The 21,617-nt window shown below is 74.0% G+C and carries 19 protein-coding genes; 10 read left to right on the plus strand and 9 right to left on the minus strand.

Annotated features, from left to right (window positions below):
• Positions 1 to 6: 6 nt before the first annotated feature.
• The 3 genes from ACWCV9_RS01975 to ACWCV9_RS01985 are packed head-to-tail and all read right to left on the minus strand — an operon-like array spanning position 7 to position 2,566.
• On the minus strand, positions 7 to 741 hold the full coding sequence (locus tag ACWCV9_RS01975; RefSeq protein ID WP_450783700.1) for a polysaccharide deacetylase family protein: 735 nt from the start codon (positions 739 to 741) through the stop codon (positions 7 to 9).
• A gap of 22 nt (positions 742 to 763) precedes the next feature.
• Entirely contained in the window at positions 764 to 1,705 is a 942-nt protein-coding gene (locus tag ACWCV9_RS01980; protein ID WP_450783701.1) for a DMT family transporter, read from the minus strand.
• Between the two features lie 6 nt (positions 1,706 to 1,711).
• Positions 1,712 to 2,566 carry an SDR family NAD(P)-dependent oxidoreductase gene (locus ACWCV9_RS01985; RefSeq protein WP_450783702.1) on the minus strand — a complete coding sequence of 285 codons (855 nt, stop codon included), beginning with the start codon at positions 2,564 to 2,566 and terminating at the stop codon, positions 1,712 to 1,714.
• Between the two features lie 207 nt (positions 2,567 to 2,773).
• Between ACWCV9_RS01985 and ACWCV9_RS01990 the strand changes: the two genes are divergently transcribed.
• The 4 genes from ACWCV9_RS01990 to ACWCV9_RS02005 all read left to right on the plus strand — a co-directional run bounded on the left by ACWCV9_RS01990 (position 2,774) and on the right by ACWCV9_RS02005 (position 4,959).
• Positions 2,774 to 2,941, plus strand: a complete 168-nt coding sequence (locus ACWCV9_RS01990) for a hypothetical protein (protein ID WP_450783703.1) — start codon at positions 2,774 to 2,776, stop codon at positions 2,939 to 2,941.
• A 142-nt stretch (positions 2,942 to 3,083) separates the two neighbouring features.
• The gene (locus ACWCV9_RS01995) at positions 3,084 to 4,106 is read left to right on the plus strand and encodes an iron-containing redox enzyme family protein (RefSeq protein ID WP_450783705.1); all 1,023 of its coding nucleotides are present in this window, start codon (positions 3,084 to 3,086) and stop codon (positions 4,104 to 4,106) included.
• Positions 4,107 to 4,127: 21 nt separating this feature from the next.
• The gene (locus tag ACWCV9_RS02000) at positions 4,128 to 4,781 is read left to right on the plus strand and encodes a HemK2/MTQ2 family protein methyltransferase (protein ID WP_450783706.1); all 654 of its coding nucleotides are present in this window, start codon (positions 4,128 to 4,130) and stop codon (positions 4,779 to 4,781) included.
• Positions 4,762 to 4,959 (plus strand): CDGSH iron-sulfur domain-containing protein, encoded by a 198-nt coding sequence (locus ACWCV9_RS02005; RefSeq protein WP_450783707.1) that lies wholly within the window; start codon positions 4,762 to 4,764, stop codon positions 4,957 to 4,959. The genes ACWCV9_RS02000 and ACWCV9_RS02005 overlap by 20 nt, the downstream gene beginning before the upstream one ends.
• A 235-nt stretch (positions 4,960 to 5,194) precedes the next feature.
• Here ACWCV9_RS02005 and ACWCV9_RS02010 read toward each other — a convergent pair whose 3' ends face one another.
• Positions 5,195 to 5,629 carry a subtilase-type protease inhibitor gene (locus tag ACWCV9_RS02010; RefSeq protein ID WP_385847084.1) on the minus strand — a complete coding sequence of 145 codons (435 nt, stop codon included), beginning with the start codon at positions 5,627 to 5,629 and terminating at the stop codon, positions 5,195 to 5,197.
• A gap of 387 nt (positions 5,630 to 6,016) precedes the next feature.
• Between ACWCV9_RS02010 and ACWCV9_RS02015 the strand changes: the two genes are divergently transcribed.
• Entirely contained in the window at positions 6,017 to 7,186 is a 1,170-nt protein-coding gene (locus tag ACWCV9_RS02015; protein ID WP_450783708.1) for a lactate 2-monooxygenase, read from the plus strand.
• A 3-nt stretch (positions 7,187 to 7,189) separates the two neighbouring features.
• Here the strand turns inward: ACWCV9_RS02015 and ACWCV9_RS02020 are convergent, their stop codons facing one another.
• The 4 genes from ACWCV9_RS02020 to ACWCV9_RS02035 form a co-directional block, all read right to left on the minus strand.
• A complete protein-coding gene (locus ACWCV9_RS02020) occupies positions 7,190 to 9,145 on the minus strand; it encodes an RICIN domain-containing protein (RefSeq protein WP_450783710.1) in 1,956 nt (651 codons plus the stop codon).
• Between the two features lie 426 nt (positions 9,146 to 9,571).
• Positions 9,572 to 9,952 carry a toxin Doc gene (locus ACWCV9_RS02025; protein ID WP_385847081.1) on the minus strand — a complete coding sequence of 127 codons (381 nt, stop codon included), beginning with the start codon at positions 9,950 to 9,952 and terminating at the stop codon, positions 9,572 to 9,574.
• A gap of 3 nt (positions 9,953 to 9,955) precedes the next feature.
• A complete protein-coding gene (locus ACWCV9_RS02030; RefSeq protein ID WP_450783711.1) occupies positions 9,956 to 10,195 on the minus strand; it encodes a hypothetical protein in 240 nt (79 codons plus the stop codon).
• 84 nt (positions 10,196 to 10,279) lie between these two features.
• The gene (locus ACWCV9_RS02035; RefSeq protein WP_450783712.1) at positions 10,280 to 13,375 is read right to left on the minus strand and encodes a glycoside hydrolase family 2 TIM barrel-domain containing protein; all 3,096 of its coding nucleotides are present in this window, start codon (positions 13,373 to 13,375) and stop codon (positions 10,280 to 10,282) included.
• Positions 13,376 to 13,640: 265 nt separating this feature from the next.
• Here ACWCV9_RS02035 and ACWCV9_RS02040 point away from each other — a divergent pair, with 265 nt between their 5' ends.
• A complete protein-coding gene (locus tag ACWCV9_RS02040) occupies positions 13,641 to 16,019 on the plus strand; it encodes a SpoIIE family protein phosphatase (protein ID WP_450783713.1) in 2,379 nt (792 codons plus the stop codon).
• Position 16,020: 1 nt separating this feature from the next.
• On the opposite strand, the gene ACWCV9_RS02045 is transcribed toward ACWCV9_RS02040, so the two are convergent.
• Positions 16,021 to 16,569, minus strand: a complete 549-nt coding sequence (locus ACWCV9_RS02045) for an RNA polymerase sigma factor (protein ID WP_450783714.1) — start codon at positions 16,567 to 16,569, stop codon at positions 16,021 to 16,023.
• A 47-nt stretch (positions 16,570 to 16,616) separates the two neighbouring features.
• On the opposite strand from ACWCV9_RS02045, the gene ACWCV9_RS02050 reads away from it, so the two are divergent.
• The 4 genes from ACWCV9_RS02050 to ACWCV9_RS02065 all read left to right on the plus strand — a co-directional run bounded on the left by ACWCV9_RS02050 (position 16,617) and on the right by ACWCV9_RS02065 (position 21,611).
• On the plus strand, positions 16,617 to 18,008 hold the full coding sequence (locus ACWCV9_RS02050) for a serine/threonine-protein kinase (RefSeq protein WP_450783715.1): 1,392 nt from the start codon (positions 16,617 to 16,619) through the stop codon (positions 18,006 to 18,008).
• Between the two features lie 150 nt (positions 18,009 to 18,158).
• The gene (locus ACWCV9_RS02055) at positions 18,159 to 18,863 is read left to right on the plus strand and encodes a DUF4232 domain-containing protein (protein WP_450783716.1); all 705 of its coding nucleotides are present in this window, start codon (positions 18,159 to 18,161) and stop codon (positions 18,861 to 18,863) included.
• Between the two features lie 189 nt (positions 18,864 to 19,052).
• A complete protein-coding gene (locus tag ACWCV9_RS02060; protein WP_450783717.1) occupies positions 19,053 to 20,294 on the plus strand; it encodes a hypothetical protein in 1,242 nt (413 codons plus the stop codon).
• Positions 20,295 to 20,342: 48 nt separating this feature from the next.
• Positions 20,343 to 21,611, plus strand: coding sequence for an arsenic transporter (locus ACWCV9_RS02065; RefSeq protein ID WP_450783718.1), 1,269 nt, complete (start codon positions 20,343 to 20,345; stop codon positions 21,609 to 21,611).
• Positions 21,612 to 21,617: the final 6 nt, after the last annotated feature.

The raw sequence follows: 21,617 nt of genomic DNA on the forward strand, positions 1-21,617 counted from the left end.
TCCCGGTCACGCGGTCGTGTGCTCGGCCAGCGGGCCCACCGTCAGGCCCGCCCGCCGGCAGTCGGTGACGAGGGCGGGCAGGGCGTGCAGGGCCGCCCGCCAGCAGCCGGGGGCGGAGTGCCGGTCGGAGTCGTGCAGCAGGAGCGTGCCGCCGCCGCGCAGCTGGGCCGCCGCCAGGGCGTGGACCGAGTCCGGTGTGGCGTCGGCCCGCCAGTCCTCGCCCCACGCGGACCACAGCACCGTCCGCAGTCCCGCCCGGCGGGCGGCCAGCAGTCGGCCGGTGGTGAGGATGCCGTACGGCGGGCGGTACCACTCGGGGCGCCGGCCGGTGATGTCCCGTACCGCCCGGGTGGCGCGGGCGACGGCCGCGGTCTCACGGGCGACGGCGGGGCGCCAGGGGCGGTCGTGGCTCCAGCCGTGCACCGCGATCTCGTGGCCGCGCCGTGCGGTGTCCCGGAGCAGCTCGGGGTGGCGCACCGCCTGCTCGCCCAGGACGAAGAAGGTGGCGCGCGTCCCGAGCCGGTCCAGTGCGTCGAGGAAGTACGGCGTGCTGGCGGGGTCGGGGCCGTCGTCGAAGGTCAGGGCCACATGGTGCCGGTCCCCGGCGCCGGCCAGCGCGGGGCACAGCAGCCGTCGTACGGCCGGGAGCCAGGTGGCCGCCGGGCCGATGTGAGCGCCCGCGACACCGAGCGGCAGCAGCACGGCGGCGGTACGCCGGGCCCGTCCGGAGGGACGCGACATAAGGGGGCTCCTTGAGGACCGGTCAGGATCCGGGGTGCAGGGGCAGGCGTGTCCCCGCGCGGGTCGGGGGCGGCCGGTCGGGCGGGGTGTCCCAGTCCTCGCCGACGGTGACGGCGTGCGCCAGTCCGATGCTGCCGGCGCCGATCAGCGCGACGCCGGCCACTTCCGGGACGATCCGCACCCCCAGCTGGATCGACTCGGCGAACAGCGCCCAGCCGAGCGCCACGCTGGTCAGCGCGTCGCCGAGGGTGAGGGCGGGCTGGGACGCCGCCAGCGAACCGGCCCGGAAGGCGCCCTGCAACAGCAAGAAGGCGATGAGACCGGCGCCGGCGGTCGCATACGTCGACCAGGAGGTGAACAGGGCGCCGGGCCCCTGCGCGAGCCGGCCGACGGCCTGTTTGAGCAGTGCGGCGGTGGTGGCGAAGGACACGGCTGCGGCGAGGCCGAGCAGCGCGGCCCGGGCCGGCCCCCGCGCCGGGCGAGCGAGCAGCACCAGCAGGACGACGGCGCAGGCTGCGGCGCCGCCGCCCAGCAGCCAGGAGCCCGGCCGGGCGGCGGAGCGGCCCTGGGACGGCGCGGCCGACACGAGGAAGAGGGCCAGTCCGGCGGCGAGGGCGGCGAAGGCGAGCCAGGTGCGCCGGTCGGGGCGGCGCCGGAAGACGGCACTGCCCACGAGCAGGGTGAACAGCAGCTCGGCGGCGAGCAGGGGCTGGACCAGGGACAGCCCGCCCACCGCCAGGGCCCAGCCCTGGAGCACCGAGGACAGCATGAGCAGCCCGAGACCGCCCAGCCAGTCCGGGCGTCGCAGCATCCGGCCGAGCCCGTGCGCGGCCCGCCGCGCCGCACCGGCGTGCTGCTCCGGCCCGTCGCCCTCCGTCCGGGCGGCGGCTCTGCGCTGGAGCACCGAGGCGGACGCGTTGGACAGGGCCGCGAGCAGCGCCAGCCCGACCGCGAGGGCGATCACGGCGGCTCACCCGAAGCGGGCGGCGAGCCGCCGGTAGGGCCCCGGCGCGGCGCCCCGGAGCCGGGCGGGTAGCCACAGCCAGCGGGGCACGTACACCTCGTCCCGGCCGTGGCGGACGGCGGTCCAGACCGCGTCCGCCACGCGTTCGGGCGGCACGGGCCTGGGCCACGCCCTGCGGTACGGGGCGCCCCGGCGCTGGAAGAAGGGCGTGTCGACGACTCCAGGGACGACGAGGGTGACGCCGACCCCGGTGCCGCGCAGTTCGTAGCGCAGGGCGTCGGCGAAGCCGGCCAGGGCGGCCTTGGTGGCGGAGTAGACGGCCTCTCCGCGTACGGCGACGCTGCCCGCGACGGAACCGAGCAGCACGACCCGGCCCGTGCCGGCGGCGACCATGTGCGGCAGCAGGCCGCGCACCAGGTGCACGGTGGCGAGCAGGTCGATGCCGACGAGTTCCTCGATGCGCGGGCGCGGCATGCCGGTGAAGTCCCCGGCCCAGCCGATGCCGGCGGCCGCCACCAGCAGGTCGACACGGCCGAGCAGGTCCAGGGCGGTCTCGGTCAGCCGGCGGCCGGCGTCGGCCCCGAGCAGGTCCAGCGGGGCCGCCACCCCCGAGACCTGGTCGGCCAGCTGCTCCAGGCGGGGGATGTCGCGCCCGTTCAGCACCAGCCGCCAGCCGCCCTCCGCCGCCAGCCGGCGGGCCACGGCCGCGCCGATCCCGGACGAGGCGCCGGTCACCAGGGCCGTGCCCCCGCCGCCGGCCCGCTTCCCGGCCGGTTCGGGCGCGGGGCCCGCCCACGGGACGGACGCCACGCCGGGCCGGGCACCGTGCGGCGGTCCTGCGGGTGATGCGGCGTGGGACATGGTGACGACCTCACAGCGACGGTGAGCCGGATCGGCTCGGGGGCCGAACCCTCGCGGTGTATCCAGGGCGCCACATCCTGAAACACCGCGCACGCGGAAGTCCCGGCCAGGCCGGGAACCCGGAACCCGGGCACGCTTGGGGCGGCTCCTGCGGGTGACTCGCAGAACACCAGGCGGCGCAAGCCGACGACTACGGAAGGAGACGCCATGTCCGGCGGGGAGGACCGCGAGGAGCGGCCCGAGACGGCTCTGGAGCAGGTGCTGCGTGAGGTGGAGGAGGCGGAGAAGCGCGACGATGAGGGGCGCGGCGGCGGCGAGGCCGCGGACGCGATCACCCCGAACGTCCGGGCGCAGGAGGAGTCCGAGGGCGAGTGAACGGCCGGGCGTGCCGCCGTACCGGTGCGGCGCGCCGTCCGCCTGCCCGGGCGCGCCGCCGCGCCGGGCCGGGATCCCGGAGCCGCGCGGTTTCCCGCGCGCCCCGGGGCAGGCATCGCCCCGCCGCGGGTACCCGTGCCGCGTGAACGACTACGACCACCCTCGCGGAGCCCCGCTGCCGACGCCCCGGGGACCGCTGTCCGCAGCGGTCACCGCGTATCTGCGCGGTACCGGCCCGCTCCCCCATCCGTCCGACGCCGGGGCCGCGGACCCCTACGGCGACGATCTCCAGCTCGCCCTGTACCTCTGCTACGAGCTGCACTACCGCGGCTTCGCCGGTGTCGGGCCCGCGTTCGAGTGGGACCCGGCGCTGCTGGCCGTCCGCGGTGCCCTGGAGCGCCGCTTCCTGTCCGCTCTGCGCGCCGACACCCCGGTCCACGCGAGCCCCGAGGACGCGCTCGGAGCGCTGCTGGTCGAACCGGCCGAGGGCACCGGCGTCACCCATTTCCTCTGCGGCGAGGGCGAGTTGTGGCAGATTCGCGAGTACGCGGCGCAGCGCTCCCTGTACCACCTGAAGGAGGCCGACCCGCACGCCTGGGTGCTGCCCCGGCTGTGGGGCCGGGCGAAGGCGGCGATGGCGGCGGTGGAGTACGACGAGTTCGGCGGCGGCCGGGCCGAGCGGGTCCACGCCCGGCTGTTCGCCGAGCTGATGACGGACCTGGGGCTGGACCCCTCCTACGGCCGCTATGTGGACGCGGCCGGTGCCGAACTGCTGGCCGTGGTCAATCTGATGTCCCTGTGCGGACTGCACCGCGCGCTGCGCGGCGCGCTCGTGGGGCACTTCGCCCAGGTGGAGATCACCTCCTCGCCGGGCTCCCGCCGGCTCGCCGAGGCGATGCGCCGTACCGGTGCCGGCCCGGCCGCGGAGTTCTTCTACGACGAGCACGTGGTGGCGGACGCGGTGCACGAGCAGGTCGTACGGCACGAGGTGATCGGCGGACTGCTGGAGGAGGAACCGGAGTTGGCACCGGACGTGGTCTTCGGTATCGACGCGACCGAGTACCTGGAGGACCGACTGGCCCGGCGGCTGCTGCCGGCGTGGCGGGCGGGACGGTCCTCGCTCCGGGTGCCGCTCGGGACGGCGGAGGTGTCCCATGGTTCCTGAGGACACGGGTACCCGGGCGGGGTGACAGCTGTGGTACTGCCGGGTGTGTACGCCCCGCAAGACGATACGGAGCTGCTGGCCGAGGCCCTGCACGCGGAGCACCCGGCGCCCGGCGCCCGGGTGCTCGACGTGGGGACCGGCAGCGGTGTGCTGGCCATCGAAGCCGCCCGGCGCGGTGCCGAGGTGACCGCCGTGGATGTGTCACGGCGGGCGGTGTGGACGGCGCGGCTGAACGCCCGGCTGAGCCGGCTGCCGGTGCGGATCCGGCGCGGCAATCTGTTCGGGCCGGTTCAGGGCCGTACCTACGACCTCATCCTGACGAATCCGCCGTACGTGCCGGCGCCCGGACCGGGGCGACGGCCACGCGGCCGGGCGCAGGCCTGGGACGCGGGCCCGGACGGGCGGCAGCTGCTGGACCGGATCTGCCGGGACGCGCCGGTGCTGCTGCGCCCGGGTGGCGTCCTGCTGATCGTGCACTCGGCCCTCAGCGGCCCCGAGCGCACTCTGGAACTGCTGCGGGCGCAGCAGCTGAAGGCGGCGGTGATCCGGCGGCGCTGGATCCCGCTCGGTCCGGTGCTGCGGTCCCGGGAGGACTGGCTGCGCCGGCGCGGTCTGCTCGCCCCGTCCGACGAGTTGGAAGAGCTGGTGGTCATCCGTGCCGAACGAGTCTGCTGACGCACCCCGTCGGATCACTGTGCGGCGGCGCGGGCCGCTGCTGGTCGAGGGGCCGGTGGAGGTGGAACTGGAGGACGGCACCACGGTCCGCTCGGACCGCTTCCGTGTCGCTCTGTGCACCTGCCGCCGCAGTCGCCGCTACCCATGGTGTGACACGAGCCACCGGCGCTCGACCTGAGCACCGGTTGAAACCTGTTGTTTTTCAGCCGCTCCCCGGGAGGCCCCCCACGGGCCTGCCCGGGGAGCGGCTCTGTGCCCGGAATCCGGCGGGAGGCCCCACTCCTCCCGTCGGTTCCGGTGCGAGATCGCAGGTTCCCCGTTCCAGGGGGCCGCACTCCCCAGTTGCGGTCCTGATCCGGCGTATACGGCGAAGCCGTGCGATCCCGGTCTCTAGGCGTGCGCTACCGCTCCGCTCAGAAGGCGAAGAGGCTGCCGCCGGCGACGTCCCGCATGCACGTGTTGCCGAAGGTGTGCTCGTAGGAGACGCGCTTGCCCTGCCAGATGCCCTGCACCGTGACGACGACGGGGTCGTACAACTTGGTGCACCAGATGTCGCCGCGGGCCTTCAGGGCGCTCGGGTCGCCCCCGGCGTCGCGCAGCTCGGCGCAGGCGGCGGCCGGGTCCGGGTGGGTACCGGTGGCCCCGGGGGCGCAGGAGAGCGTGACGGCGCGCTCGGGTGTGGCCGTGACCGCGTCGCTGCCGTGGCCGGTGGTGAGTACCAGGGCCGAGGGCGCGTAGAGCGACGACGGGGCGGCGCCCGGTGCAGCGACGGCGGCCCCGGTCAGGGGTCCGCAGACGGCGGCGGCCGTGAGGCCGAGGGCCGCTGCCCAGCGCGCGGTGGTTCGCATTGTGTGCATCCTTCCGCTCGAACGACAGTTGCCGGCTCCCACCCGGTCGGGCTCCGGAGCGGCGAGCGCCACTCTGCCGAGTCCGGCGTCGAAACTCACATCGACCGCATAGGTTTCAGTAACCTTTCGTGTTGTATCAGTGGCGTGAAGTCACGGAAATCGAACGCCGTGACCCTGGAACTGAGCGGCTCCCGCTCCTCCGGCATGGTCGAATGGCTGAAAAGCAGCGCTTAGTTAATCGTCCTGAAACATTCCGGCGGCGGGGCCGCCAACCCCCGTGATGACTCCTCGTGTTCACTAAGTGATCACCCGCAGCGGAGGCGTCTGCTACTCGCCGGTATCGTCTGCGCCGCACGCGTAGGCGGGGACGAGCGGCGGGAGGCACGGATGGCCAAGCACTGGGCGGACTTCCAGTACGAGATCTATCTGAACGGGATGACGGGCGCCGTGCCCCGGCTCCCCACCAACCTGACGCGGCTGGAGGAGCTGGCGGAACACCGGCTGGGGCCGGGCCCGGTGGGGTATGTGGCGGGCAGCGCGGGTGACGGCAGCACGGCCCGCGCCAACCGCGCGGCCCTGGCCCGGCGCCGGATCGTGCCGCGCATGCTGCGCGATGTGGGCGAGCGGGACCTGTCGATCGAGGTGCTGGGGCGGTCCCTGCCGGCGCCGCTCGCGCTGGCCCCCGTCGGAGTGCTGTCGATCATGCACCCGGACGCCGAGTGCGCGGCCGCGCGGGCGGCCGCCGCGCAGGGTGTGCCGTACGTCCTGTCGTCGGCGTCGAGCACACCGATGGAGCAGGTCGCGGAGGCGATGGGGGACGCCGAGCGGTGGTTCCAGCTGTACTGGGGCAAGGACCGCGAGGTGACCCGGAGCTTCCTCGCCCGGGCGGCGGCGGCCGGGTTCTCGGTGCTGGTGGTCACGCTGGACACCCCGCTGCTGTCCTGGCGGCCGCGCGATCTGGACCAGGCGTATCTGCCGTTCCTGCACGGGGTCGGCACCGCCAACTACTTCACCGACCCGGCCTTCCGTGCGGGGCTCGCCAAGCCGGTGCAGGAGGACCCCGACGCGGCGGTACGGCACTTCCTCGGCCTGTTCGGGGACCCCGGACACACCTGGCCGGACCTGGCGTTCCTGCGGGAGCACTGGGACGGCCCGATCGTCCTCAAGGGGGTGCTGCACCCGGACGACGCCCGGCTCGCGGCGGACGCCGGGATGGACGGCGTGGTCGTCTCCAACCACGGCGGCCGGCAGGTGGCCGGCTCCGTCGCGGCCGCCGACGCGCTGCCCGGGGTCGCGGACGCGGTCGGCGACCGGCTGACGGTGCTGTTCGACAGCGGGGTGCGCACCGGCGACGACGTCTTCAAGGCGCTCGCCCTCGGCGCGCGGGCGGTGCTGCTGGGCCGGCCGTACGTCTACGGGCTGGGGCTGGAGGGGCAGGCGGGTGTGGAGCATGTGATCCGGTGTCTGCTGGCGGAGCTGGACCTGACCCTCGCCCTGTCCGGCCACACCCGCCCGGGGACGGTCTCGGCGGCGGACCTCGTCACGGACCCCGCCTGACCCTCACCCCTGCCAGCGCTGCCCGGCCGACCGGTCCCGGACCTTCACCACGAGGTCGGCGCCCACCTGCCCGCCGGCGGTGGCGAGCGCGAGGGTCCGGTCCCAGCGGGGCACCAACTCGCCCTGGGCGGTGAGGTCGTAGCGTACGTCGTCGGCGCGCCGGGAGTCCGGCCCGGCGCAGGCGCCGAGGATGACCACACCGGCGTCGGCGTGCGAGTCCAGACACAGGTCCGGGCCGGCCGCGCTGCGCAGCAGCCCGTCGGTCTCGTACGTCCACTGCTGGGTGGCCGCCGCCGAGCAGCCGGCCAGCACCGCGCCCGCCCCGGCCTTCGGCGTGCCTTTGACGTCCAGGCACAGCCCTGCGGCGGCGTTGCGCAGCCGGGTGGGCCGGCCGGCGACGGGCAGGGCCGTGGAGGTGACCGGGGACCGCATGCCGGTGCCCGGGACGGCGCTGGTGGAGGCGACGGGATCGGTGCCGTCGCCGCCGTCCGGCCACACACCGACCGCCAGAACGGTCGCGAGCAGCCCGGCCGAGACGACGCCGACTCCGGTGAGCAGCGTCCGCACGGACAAGGCCGCCCCGGCCGGCGGAAGGGCCGCCCGGTCCCGCGCGGCCCACGGCCCGCCCCGTGGCCTTACGACCCCACCGAGACCCAGGCCGACCGCCCGCCGCGAGCCACCGGCCCGGCTCGCCGAACCCCGACGCCGCCGGCCACCCGCCCGACCTGGCACCCCGGCCCCGAAAGCGGCCATCGGATCCCCCGGACCACGACCACCCGGAACCCCCGACCCGGAAACCGGCAACAAGCCCCCCACACCACCCAGGACCCCGGCCCCGGAAGCCTCCGACGGCCAGCCGGGAACACCGGGCCCCGGCGCGGAATTCGGCAGCGTGCCCGGAAGCGGATCGCAGGGATCGCGGGCGTCCACCCCGCCCAGGGCACTGGATCCCGGGAGTGGGTCACCGGGATCGCGGATGTCCGCGCGCCGCCGGGTGAAGGGCGACGCGCCCGGCAGCCGGCCGCCGAGAGCGCGGGTGCGGCGCCGGACCGGGGGCAGGGTGGCGCGGGCCAGCAGGCCCGGCTTTCCGCGCCGCCCGCCGGTGGAGCGGCGGCCGGGGGCCGGACTGCGGCCGGGGCGGGAGTCCAGGTAGCGGCGGGCGCCCCAGCCGAGGACGGCCTCGGCGAGCAGCAGCCCCAAGGCGGCGTCGGCGTGGCCGAGTTGCTCGGCGGCGTGCCGGCAGTGGGCGCAGCCGGCCAGGTGTTCCTGGACGTCGGGCAGCAGGGCGCCGCCGCGCCGGATCGGGATGTCGAGCAGCCGGTTGTAGTACCGGCACTCCTGGCCGGGCGCGAGTTCCCGGTGGGCGCGCACCAGCCCGTCGCGGAATGCGTCGCGGGCCTGTGCCTGCGCGGCCGCCGCACTCTCGGGACCGATACCGAGCAACAGGGCCGGCACTGCGATCTCCTCGGCCTCGACCTCGGTGTGCCACAGCAGCGTCTGTTCCAGCCGTGGAAGGCCGTGGAAGGCGCGCCCGGAAAGCGCCCGGTTCTCAGGGGTCAGCGTCTTCGCGGCGCGCATGCCACGGCCTCCGGCGGGCTTTCCGAGTCCGGGCAGTACGGCGGTGATCCGGTCCGCGCCGGACCAGTTCACGACCGTGTCCCGGACGGCGACGAGCAGCCGGGGGCGCAGCGCCTCGGCGGGTTCGCCGAGGGCGAGCCGGTCGAGCACCTGATGGAAGGCGGTGGCGGTGACCATGTGGGCGAGGGTGCCGTAACCGGCCAGGCAGACGACCGCGTAGTCCTGGGCCGGCTGCCAGTGCCGGGCCATCAGGAGGGCGGTGCACCGGGCGGCCTCCGCGTCGGAGCCGGCGCGCAGCGGGCCGGCGAGGAACTCGTCGGATTCCCCGGGGACTTCGCCGGGTGGCGGATAGGGCGGGCGAGGGGGGTGGGGGGTGTGCACTGAACGGATTCCTTTGTGGCGTGCGGGTGCGCTGGCGCGTTTCTCCGTGTCGCGCGGGGAGGGAGGGAAATACACCGGCACCCGGCCGGTCCGACTACTCCGGCTACCTCAACTGCCTTGCGAATTAAGGCACTTGACCCGCGCACGGTCCGTGCAACCTTTGCACAACCTACTCACGGGCAACAAGGCACTCGAACAACATCGACAGCTTTGAAGGAAAGTCAGAAGAAGGTGGACGCAATCGGTCCCCTCCCGCCCTTTTCCCATTCCGCACGCCCCGTGTGAAACCCGCGCACCCACCGGCCGTTCGCGCACGGTCCCCGCACGCATCCCACGGTGGTCCACTGGATGCCGCGGCCCCGTCCGCCGCCCGGCCGGCGGCCCAGGCGGCTTCCCCCGCCGGCCGGGCGGACCGGTTCCGTGGGCTCAGATCTGCCAGGAGCGGAGCCGGTCGGCCGCGCCGTACACATCGGCCTTGCCGGACATCAGGTCCCGGGCGAGGTCGACGAGCGCGCCGTAGGGAGGGTCGATGCCGACGCCGCTCACGAACATGTACGACACGGCGGTCGCGCAGGCGAAGCGCGCGTTGGCCGCGGGCAGCGGCTTGAGCACGGCGAGGGTGTGCAGCAGGGCGGCGGCGCGCCAGGCGGGGTCGGAGTCGACGCCGAGCCGGGGCGGGTCCACCCGGTGACGGGCGACGGCGGCGACCAGGGCGGAGAAGTCGTCCACCGCCGGCTGGTCGGGCAGGACCTCCTCATGGCGCTGGAGCAGCCACGGTACGTCGATGTGGATGACTGAGGGCGGCATCACTCAGGCGGCCTCGCCCTTGGCGGGGGGCTCGTCGTCGGGGAAGGCCGCCGCGAACTCCTCGGCGTGGGCGATGAAGAAGCTGCGGAACGCCTCCGCGCCCTCTTGCAGGGCGCGGTGCCGGGCGATGTCGGCGGCGGCTGCCTCCCGCACGAGGGCCTTCATCGACGTACCCCGCTCCTTGGCGATCTGCCGCAGGTCCTCAAGTTCCCGCTCACTGAACTCCACATTGAGAGCTGGCATGCCCCTCACGGTACCGCGCGGGTACTCGACCGTAAATATGCCCAGGTCAGAGCATTCCCTACGCGGTACCTCAGGAGCGGGCTCTCAGACGTCCAGGCGGCTGATGCGCACCGCTCCGCGGGCCTCGCCGGGGTGGGCGCTGGTCAGTGTCAGCCGCACGCGCGAGCCGCGCACCGCGTCGAAGGTGATCACCGTCGGCTCGTCCGAGGCCGTGGCCCAGTCCGTCCTCGCGCCGGTCACCGGCGCATAGGCCTGGCCGTCCCACACCGCGACCGCGACCTCGGCGGGCAGGGTGTGGCCGGTGTCGACGGTGAAGGAGACGGCCACCCGGTCGACCGTGCGGGCGCGCCCGAAGTCGACCGCCACCCAGTCCCGCGCGCGGGCCCCGGTGAAGGCGGGCAGCAGGGCGGTGGCCGACTTGACGAAGGCGTTGGACCAGCCGGTGGCCGGGTCGCCGTCCAGCATGGCGGCGGGCAGGGTGTCCGGCCGGCCCGAGTAACTGGCGTCCGCGCAGGGGTAGTCCGGCGGCTTCGGGGGGTCGGGCAGGAAGACCGGCGCGGCGGTGCGGGCGGTCGCGCGGGCCGGGGTGGCGTGCACCCGGACGGTGCCGGTGTGCAGGCCGTCCACCCGCGCGGTGACCTTCAGCAGGCCCGGCGCGGTGCCGGCGCGGACGATGGCGAGGGCCTTGCCGTGGAAGGCGGTGCGGGTGCTGGCCTGGTAGCGCTCGGCGCTCTCCTCGCGGCCGTTGTCGACGCCGGCCAGTGCTCCGCCGCTCACGTCGAAGGTGATCAGGTGCTCGGCGTCGGGCACGACCACGCCGTGCGCGTCGACGATGTCGGCGGTGACGAAGACCAGCGAACGGCCGTCGGCGGGGAGGGAGGGGCGGTCGGCGGTCAGCCGTACGGCGTGCGGGGCGCCGGCCGTGCGCAGCACATCGGTGGCGACGACGGCGCCGTCCCTGCGCGCCACCGCCTTCAGCTCCCCCGGCTGGTAGGGCACCTTCCAGGTGAGATGCAGCTTGCCCGCGCTGCCGTTGGGGCTGGTGTAGCTGCCCGGGTAGGGGCCGTCGGTGAAGGTCTTGTCGTCGCCGGTGGCCTCGGTGGTCTCCAGGTACGCCCGCCCGTCGGTGGTCTGCTTGACGTCGAACTCCCGGACGCCCAGGGACCGCCCGTTGAGGAACAGCTCGACGGACGGCACATTGGCGTACGCCCAGACCTCGACGGTGTCGCCGTCCTCGTGGTTCCAGGTCATCGGCAGCAGATGGACCATGGGCTCGCTCGTCCACTGGCTCCGGAACAGGTGGTACATGTCCTTGGGGAAGCCGGCCGTGTCCACCGCGCCGAAGAAGGACGCCTTGACGGGGAAGACGTCGTACGGGGTCGGCTCGCCGATGTAGTCGATGCCGGACCACAGGAACTGGCCCGCGAACCACCTGCGGTCCCGGTCCTTCTTGTGGCCGTACTCGCCGCTCATCGTCCAGGAGGCGAGGTTGTTGTCGTAGGACGAGGTGGCGCGCCGGCCCGGGGTGTGGTTCTCGCCGGTGTTGAGGTGTTCCGGCTCCTGGTAGGCGCCCCGGGTCGAGGTCTCCGAGGAGGACTCGGACTCGAAGAGGAACAGGTGGGGGTATGCGGCGTGCAGGGCGTCGACCGACTTGGCCGTGTTGTAGTTCAGGCCGAGGCCGTCGAGCTTGGCGAGCATGCGGTCGGCGGCGGAACCGGGGGCGGGCACGCCGTGGTACTTGTTCGAGCCGATGACCACCGGCCGGGTGTCGTCGGCGGCCTTGATGGCGCCGATGATCCGGTCGGCCATGGCGAGTCCGGCGGTGGAGGTGGAGTCGGGGATCTCGTTGCCGATGGACCACAGGACGACGGCGGGCGAGTTGCGGGCGGCGAGGACCATCTCGGTGGCGTCCTTCTCGCACCACTCGTCGAAGAACCGGCCGTAGTCGTACCGGGTCTTGCCGGTGCGCCAGCAGTCGAAGGCCTCCACCATCATCACGATGCCCAGTTCCTCGCAGACCTGGATCATCTGCGGCGAGGGCGGGTTGTGCGAGGTGCGGAGGGCGTTGACCCCCATCGATTTCATGATCGTCATCTGTCGGCGCACCGCGTCGTGGCTGATCGCCGCGCCGAGGGCCCCCTGGTCGTGGTGGAGGTCGACGCCCTTGATCTTGGTGTGGTTTCCGTTGAGGGAGAAGCCTTCGTCGGGGTCGAAGCGGTAGCTGCGGATGCCGAAGGGGGTGCGGAAGGTGTCGGTGATGCGGCCCGCGACGCGCAGTTCGGTGTGCAGGGTGTAGCGGTGCCCGGGGGTGGCGAAGTCCCAGAGCCGGGGCTGTTCGACGGTCAGTTCGTGGGACTCGACGGCCTGGCCGGAGACGGTGACCGTGGTGGCGGCGTGGGCGACCGGGTGACCGTCGGGGTCGGTGATCCGGGAGACGACCTCGACGTCGGCGCCGGTGCCGGACTCGTTGCGCACCTCGGTGCGCACCCGTACCAGCGCCCGCTCGGCGGAGATCTCCGGGGTGGTGACCCAGGTGCCCCACCGGGCGACGTGCACCGGTTCGGTGATCACCAGCCGGGCCTCGCGGTAGATGCCGCTGCCGGAGTACCAGCGGCTGCTCGGCAGCTGGTTCTGGACCTTGACCGCGAGCACGTCGGGGGTGGCGCCGTCGGTGTGCACCAGGTCGGTGATGTCGAAGGCGAAGCCGGTGTAGCCGTAGGGGTGGCGCCCCAGCTCGGTGCCGTTGCAGTAGACGTACGAGTCCATGTAGACGCCGTCGAACTCCACCGAGATCCGCTTGCCGGCGCAGCCGGGCGGCAGGGTGAAGGCCAGCCGGTACCAGCCGAGGCCGCCCGGGAGGAAGCCGGTGCCACTGGTGGTGCCGTGGTCGGTGGTGGGGGTCTGCTCGATGCTCCAGTCATGGGGGACGGCGACCTCCCGCCAGCCGGAGTCGTCGTATCCGGGGTCGGCGGCGTGCGCGTAGGCGCCGGTCGGGTCGGTGACGCCGTCCGGGCTGACCAGTGCGAAGCGCCAGCCGTCGCGCAGGGGCACGGTGTGGCGCGCGGCCGCGGCGGCCGCATGCGTCTCGGGGGCGGCCGCGGCCGCCGGACTGCTCAGGAGTGCTCCGGCCGCCGGTGCCGCCGTGGCGGCGACCAGAACCGATCTGCGCGTGACCGTCATGGCGGCTCTCCCTCATAGGGCCCAGAAGTACTCACAACTGATCGAGAACAAACAGATTCTGACGGTCGCCCACACACGATCGTCAAGAGTCCGGAGCCCTGTGTTCGGTCCCCGCGCCCGGATCGGCCGGATTTCCCGCGTGACCGTGTTCGACCCACGGGCCGGCCGACCGGGGGTTGCGGTTCACGGACGTGCGCGAAGCACTACGCTGGAACTCAAGTGGTGCCACCTGTTCACTGTGAGTGTGCGCTTGGGAGCGGCGACGATGAGCCGGGTCTATCCGTTCGACGACGCGGCGACGGCCCGGGCTGTCATCGATGACGACGGAACGCTGGTGGAGTGGAACGAAGGCGCGCGACGCCTGCTCGGCCACCCCCCGGAAGCCGTCCTGGGCCGGCCCGCCGTCGGGCTGCTGGCCGGGGACGGCCGCCCGGCCCCGCCCAGCGGGCCCCGCTGGCACGGCGAGGTCGGTCTGCGCCACCGCGACGGCCGTATCGTCTCCGTCTGGCTGCTCGCCCACCGCCGGCCGCCGAGCGACGGCCGCCCGGGCGACTGGCTGGTGGTCACCCCGCTGACCGGCCGGCGCCCGCCCGCCGCCGACGACCCGCTCGCCGAGGCCGGCCTGGTCCAGTCGCCGTGCGCCATCGCGGTCTACGACGAGCGCTTGCGACTGTGCCGGATGAACGACGCGATGGCCGAGGTCATCGGCCTGCCCGAAGAGCGGGTGCGCGGGCTGCGGCTCGCGGAGATCGGCGGCAGACCGCAGAGCGACGAGCTGGAGGCGGGCCTGCTCCAGGTGCTGACCACGGGCCTGCCGCTCGATCTCCAGAGCTTCATGCGCACCGGCGGCGAGGACCGGGCGCACGCCTGGCTCGCCCGGATGGCACCGGTGCGCGACACCGGGGGGCGGGTGCGCGGGGTGTGCCTGGCCGCCCACGACGTCACCGACAACTACCGGGCGCGGCAGCGGCTCCAGCTGGTGAACGAGGCGAGCGTACGCATCGGCACCACCCTGGACGTGGGGCGCACGGCCCAGGAACTGGCCGAGGTCTGCGTGCCGGCGCTCGCCGACTTCGTCACCATCGACCTGCTGGACCCCGAGGAGTACGGCGGTGAGCCGCCGGCCCGTGTGACGGCGCCGGTGACGCTGCGCCGCGCCGCCCACCGATCGGTCCTGGAGGGGGCGCCGGAGGCGGTGCTGAAGCCCGGGCAGACCGAGGAGTACCCGGCCGGCTCCCCGCAGGCCGACTCGCTGACCGCGGGCCACACGATCATCGCCTCGGTGGCCGCGGGCGAGATGGCCTCGTGGCTGACCTGGAACAGCGCGCGCGGTGAGCGGGTGCGCACCTTCGGCATCCACTCCTCGATGTCGGTGCCCGTCCAGGCCCGCGGGCTCACCCTCGGCGTGGCGGTCTTCACCCGCCACCGTCGGCCGGACGGCTTCACCGCGGACGACATGCTGCTGGCCGAGGAGATCACCACCCGCGCCGCCGTCTGCATCGACAACGCCCGCCGCTACTCGCGCGAGCGGGAGACCGCACTCGCGCTCCAGCGCAGTCTGCTGCCCCGCTCGCTGCCGCACACGGCCGCCTTGCAGGCCGCCTCCCGGTATCTGCCGGCCGCCCGGGCCGGGGTCGGCGGCGACTGGTTCGACGTGATCCCGCTGTCCGGCATGCGGGTCGCCATGGTCGTCGGAGACGTCGTCGGGCACGGCGTCCAGGCCTCCGCCACGATGGGCCGGCTGCGCACCGCCGTACGCACCCTCGCCGACATCGACCTGGCCCCGGACGAGCTGCTCACCCACCTGGACGACCTGGTGCTGCGGCTGTCGGACGAGGCCGGCGGCGACGGCAGCCCCGGCGAGGTGGGCGCCACCTGCCTGTACGCGGTGTACGACCCGGTGTCCCGGCGCTGCACGCTGGCCCGCGCCGGGCATCCGCCGCCCCTGCTGCTGCGGCCCGGCGGCCGCCCCGAGCCGCTGGACCTGCCCGCCGGTCCCCCGCTGGGCCTGGGCGGTCTGCCGTTCGAGTCGGCCGAGCTGGAACTGCCCGAGGGCACGGTGCTCGCCCTGTACACGGACGGTCTGGTGCTGTCCCGGGAGCGGGACGGCGACACCAGCCGGGAGCTGCTGACCGCGGCCCTCGCCGGCTACGCGGACTCGCTGGACGAGATCTGCGACCGGATCCTGCACGCCCTGCTGCCGTCCGGCAGTGCCGCCGACGACGTGGCGCTGCTGCTCGCCCGCACCCAGGGGCTGCCGGCCTCCCGGGTGGCGACCTGGGACATCCCCGCGGATCCGGCGCTGGTCGCGCCGATCCGCAAACAGGTCGCGGAACAGCTGGACAGCTGGCAGCTGACCGAGGCCTCGTTCACCACGGAGCTGGTGGTCAGCGAGCTGGTGACCAACGCGATCCGGTACGGCTCCCATCCGATCCGGCTGCGGCTGATCCATGACGTGGCCACCCTGATCTGCGAGGTGTCCGACACCAGCCACACCGCGCCGCATCTGCGGCGGGCCAAGACCTTCGACGAGGGCGGCCGGGGTCTGCTGCTGGTCGCCCAGCTGACCCAGCGGTGGGGCAGCCGGCACACCGCGGAGGGCAAGACGATCTGGGCGGAGCTGGCGCTGTTCGAGGAGGAGTGACTCAGCCGGCCGCGAGCCAGGCCCGTACCTGCTTGCGGGCCTCGTGCAGCCGGGACTTCAGGGTGCCGAGCGGGATGCCGACGCGCTCGGCGACCTCGGCGTACTCCAGCTGGCAGATGTCCCGGTAGACCAGCGGCGCCACCAGGTGCGGATGCTCCCGCTCCAGCCGGTCCAGCGCTTCCAGCAGGTCCACCCGGGACCCGGCGATGACGCTGGTGGTGCGCGGGTCGACGGCGTACGACGGCTCGATGGCGGCGGGCTGCTCGGCGGCCCGCCGCTTCAGCTCGCGGTACTTCTGCCGGCAGCAGTTGGCGACCACCGTGTACAGCCAGGTGCCGAACCGGCTGCGCCCCTCGAAGGCGGCGATGTGCCGGGCCACCTGGACCAGCACGTCCTGCGCGGCCTCCTCGGCGTCCTCCCGGCAGGGCAGGAAGCGCCCGCAGCGGCGCACGACCTCGGGCCGGATCTCGCCCAGCAGCCGGTCCAGGGCCGTGCTGTCGCCCGCGGCGGCACGCCGGGCGAGGTCCTCGATCGGCGCCTGGTCCTGCACGGAAGGGTCCACCTCTCAGTCGATCTCAGGGCAGGCATGATAGTCGTATGCACCCCCTGGAGCGGATCGGCCGCCACCGCCTCGAACGGCCGCTGGGCAGCGGCGCCTTCGCCACGGTCTGGCTCGCCCACGACGAGGAGCTGCAAGCCCCGGTCGCGGTGAAGGTCCTCGCCGAGAACTGGGCGCACCGGCTCGACATCCGGGACCGCTTCCTGTCCGAGGCCCGGCTGCTGCGCCGGGCCGGCTCCAGCCGGGTGGTGCAGGTCTACGACATCGGTGAACTGCCCGACGGACGGCCGTACTTCGTGATGGAGTACGCCGCCGGCGGCACCCTCGCCGATCTGCTCACGGCCGGCCCGCTGCCGGTGCCCGACGCGCTGGTGCTGACCGCGGAGGCCGCGCGGGCGGCGGCCGCGCTGCACGAGGCCGGGATCGTGCACCGGGACATCAAGCCGACCAACGTGCTGCTGCACACCGCCCCGGACGGCTCCCGGCGGGTGCTGCTGGCCGACCTGGGGCTGGCCAAGAGTCTCGCGCAGGCCTCCGTGCTCACCCTGGCCGCGGGCTCGGCCGGTTACCGGCCGCCGGAGCAGGCGGAGCCCGGCGAGGGCATCGACGAGCGGGCCGACGTCTACAGCCTGGGCGCGGTCGGCTATGAGCTGGTGACCGGGACGGTGCCGGGTCCGCCGGGCAGGGTCGTACCGCCCCGGCGGCTGCGGCCGGACCTCGGCGAGGGCGTGGAGCGGGCGCTGCTGCGGGCGCTGGAGCCGGACCGGGCGCGGCGCTGGCCGGGCGCGCAGGCGTTCGCAAACGAGCTGGACCGGCTGGCGGCGGGCGACGGCCGGCCCGTCGGCGGGCGACGGCTGGACCGGGTGCGCGGCCGGCTCAACACGGTGACGCTGGCCCTCGCCGCGGTGCTCACCGCGGTCGCGGCCGCGGTCACCGTGACGGTGCTGAACGGCCGCGGTGGCACGGCGGAGGCGGCGCGGGTCACGGACTCCACGGGGCGGATCGTCGTCCAGGTCCCGGCCGGCTGGAGCCGCCAGCTGCGCGACGCCGGCTGGGACCCGCGGGTCCTCGGGCTGACGCCGGGGCACGAGCCGGCGCTGGTGATCGCCGACGACCTGACCCGCTGGACGGATCTGCGGGCCGCCGTGGACGGCGCGTTCGTCGGCGTCAGCGAGCACGGTGATGTCACCGCCCGGGTGAAGGCGCTCGCCCACGGCGGCTGCCGCTACACCGGCAGCCACGACTTCACCAGCGCCCAGTGGCACGGACTGGTGCGGGCCTGGAGCGGCTGCCCGGACGGCGGCTCGGTCACCGAGTCCGCACTGACCCCGGCGGACGGCTCCGCGCAGCCGCAGGTGTACGTGCAGATACGCCAGCGGGGCGACGCGAACGCCACCGACGGCGTACTTCGCTCGCTGCGGGTGGGCTGAGACGTCGACCGAAGGTCAAAGCGGGGAAAAGAACCTGGTGTGTCCCGAACTTTTCCGGCGGCGCGTGCATCGGAGTGTGGTGACGGCGCACCCGGCGCCGCAGGCACGCGGTGCATCGCGTGCCCCGACCCTCCAGGAGTGTTGAGCGACATGGTCTACACACCCCGGACCGCGCGGCACGGGGCCCTGCTCGTCGGCACGGCCCTCGCGCTGGGCCTGCTGACCGCCTGCGGCAACGGCCACCAGGTCCAGCCCAGCAAGGCGGTCACCGCCTCCGGTACGGCCGCGCCCGCGACCGGCACCCCGCAGGAACAGGAACCCGCTTCCGCGGCCGCCTCCGCATCCGCCGGACACCCGGCGACGAAGCCCGCCCCGGCCACCACCGCCCCCCGGGCGAGCACGGCCCCGGTCGGCGGGACGACCACGGCCGCGACGAGCAGCCGCTGCCACACCTCCGAACTGCGCGCCTCCGTCGGCCGCAACGACCCGGGGGCCGGCCAGGAGAACTTCCCCGTGGTGCTCACCAACGGCTCCACGCGGACCTGCACCGTGCGCGGCTACCCGGGTGCCGCGTTCGTGACCTCCGGCGGCACGCAGCTGGGCCCGGACCCCAAGCGCGAGTCGGGCTCGCCGGTCACGGTCACGCTCAAGCCGGGGCAGAGTGCCTGGGCGGGCCTGACCTTCTCCAACCCCGGGGTGAGCGGCGCGAAGACGGCCACCCCGGCCGCGCTGCTGATCACCCCGCCGGACGAGCGGGACCACCTGCGGGTGACCTGGACGGGCGGCGCGGTGCCGGTGTCCGGGAACGCCTCGTCGGTCTTCCTGTCCGTCCTCAGCCCCGGCACCGGCCCCTGACCGACCCCGCTCCACCGGCCCCGCTGTCACCCCGTGGCAGCGGGGTTCGTCATGAGCGCGCCACAACTGTCACAGAACGGCAACAGGGCCGATCGGCCGCGATCTTTCCGCCGGACCCCGTCATCGAACCCGTCGACCGCACGGCGAAGAGGCCCCACGGGGGCCTTGACGAGGAAATTCGGGGAGAACATGAGCGGGATCTCACGCAGGCGGATGCTGACGGCAGGCGCGGCGGCGGGCGCCCTGGGCGCCCTGGCCGCCTGCTCGTCCGGCACCGGTCTGTCGGTCGACGGACCGGACTCGGGCAGCGGCAAGGGCACGGCACAGGCCCGCCCGGCGAAGCCGATCGGCGACGGCTCCACCGCCGACACCGGACCCCAGCCGCACCAGCCGAAGCCCGAGCGGCTGAAGCCGGGCCAGAAGCCGCCGCAGTTCGTGGTGTTCTCCTGGGACGGCGCGGGCGAGCTGAGCAACAAGCTCTTCTCCAGGTTCCGGAAGGTGGCCGCCGACCACGGCGCCACCATGACCTTCTTCCTCAGCGGCATCTACACGCTGCCCGAGGCCAAGAAGGACCTGTACCGCCCGCCGCAGCACCCGGTCGGCGCCTCCGCGATCGGCTATCTCGCCGACCGGCACATCCACGCCACGCTCCAGCAGGTGCGGGCCGCCTGGCTGGAGGGCCACGAGATCGGCACCCACTTCAACGGGCACTTCTGCGGCGCGAACGGCGTGCGCAACTGGTCCCCGGCGGAGTGGCGCAGCGAGATCGACCAGGCGGTGGACTTCGTGACGAAGTGGAAGACCAACACCGGCTTCACCGACCTCGAACCGCTCCCCTTCGACTACCGCAAGGAGCTGATCGGCGGCCGCACCCCGTGCCTGGAGGGCCAGGCCAGTCTGCTGCCCACGGCCGCGGCGCTCGGCTGGAAGTACGACGCCAGTTCTCCCGGCGGACTCCAGATCTGGCCCCAGAAGGTGCAGGGCGGCCGGATCTGGGACTTCCCGCTGCAATCCATACCCTTCCCCGGGCACTCCTTCCAGGTGCTGTCGATGGACTACAACATGATGTTCAACCAGTCCGGCGGCAATCCGAACGGCGACCGCGGCCAGTACGACGCCTGGCGCACCCAGGCCCGCGACGCCTATGTCGCCGGCTTCCAGCGCGCCTACGACACCAACCGCGCCCCCTTCTTCATCGGCAACCACTTCGAGCGCTGGAACGGCGGCATCTACATGGACGCCGTCGAGGAGGCGATCGGGAAGATGGCCGCCCACGACGACGTGCGGTTCGTGTCCTTCAAGCAGTTGGTGGCGTGGCTGGAGGCGCAGGACCCGGCGGTGCTGCGCAAGCTGCGCACCCTGGCGCCGGGGCAGGTCCCGGTGGGTGGCTGGGCGGAGTTCCTGGGCGCGGCGGGCAGCCGCAGTTCGTAGTTCTTTCACCTTCATCTGTTTTCATGGGCGGGCACCGACTGATCGTTTGTGGAAGGACCCGCCCTGAACACCCCCCTCGCCGAGGCCCTGTCCGCGGTCCTGCTCGTGGCCGTACTCGTCTGGGCCGTGGTACGGCCCTTCGGGTGGCCGGAGGCGGTCATGGCCGTCCCCGCCGCCGGGATCGCGGTCGCCACCGGCGCGATCTCGCTGGACCACGCCCGGGCCGAGGCAGAACGGCTCGGGCCGGTGGTCGGCTTTCTCGCGGCGGTGCTGGTGCTCGCCCATTTCTGCGATGTCGAAGGGCTGTTCCAGGCCTGCGGCGCGTGGATGGCGCGGTGGGCGGCCGGGCGTCCGGTGCGGCTGCTGACGGCGGTCTTCGTGCTGGCCTCGGTCATCACCGCCGTACTCAGCCTGGACGCGACGGTCGTGCTGCTCACCCCGGTGGTCTTCGCGACGGCCGCGCGGACCGGCGTACGGCCCAAGCCGCATGTCTACGCCTGCACCCATCTGTCGAACACGGCGTCGCTGCTGCTGCCGGTGTCGAATCTGACCAACCTGCTCGCGTTCGCGGCCAGCGGGCTGAGCTTCACCCGGTTCGCGGCGCTGATGGCGCTGCCCTGGCTGGTGGCGATCGGCGCCGAGTACGTGGTGTTCCGGGGGTTCTTCGGCCGTGACCTCGCGGCGGCGGCCCCGGCGGGCCGGGACACCGGCGAGGCGCCGTCCCTGCCGCTGTTCGCGCTGGTGACCGTCGGCTGCACGCTGGCCGGTTTCGTGGTGGCGTCGGCGTTCGGGGTGGAACCGGCCTGGGTCGCGGCGGCGGGCGCGCTGGTGCTGGCCGGGCGCTCGCTGGTCCGGCGGAAGGCGACCCCGATGACCGTCGTACGGGCGGCGGCGCCGTCCTTCCTGGCGTTCGTCCTGGCGCTGGGCATCGTGGTGCGCGCGGTCGTGGACAACGGGCTCGCGGACGTGCTCGGGAATGTGCTGCCGGGCGGTACCGGGCTGCCGGCGCTGCTGGGCATCGCCGCGCTGGCCGCCGTCCTCGCGAACGTGATCAACAACCTGCCCGCGGTGCTGGTGCTGCTGCCGCTGGCCGCGCCGGCCGGGCCGGGGGCGGTGCTGGCGGTGCTGCTCGGGGTCAACATCGGCCCGAACCTGACCTACGCGGGCTCGCTGGCCACGCTGCTGTGGCGGCGGATCGTGCAGCAGCACGAGCACGATGTGGATCTCGGGGAGTTCACCCGGCTGGGGCTGCTCGCCGTGCCGTCCTCGCTGGCCGTGGCGGTGGTGGCACTGTGGGGTTCGTTGCAGGTTTTCTGAGAGACG

The organism is Streptomyces sp. NPDC001606 (genome assembly GCF_053596835.1).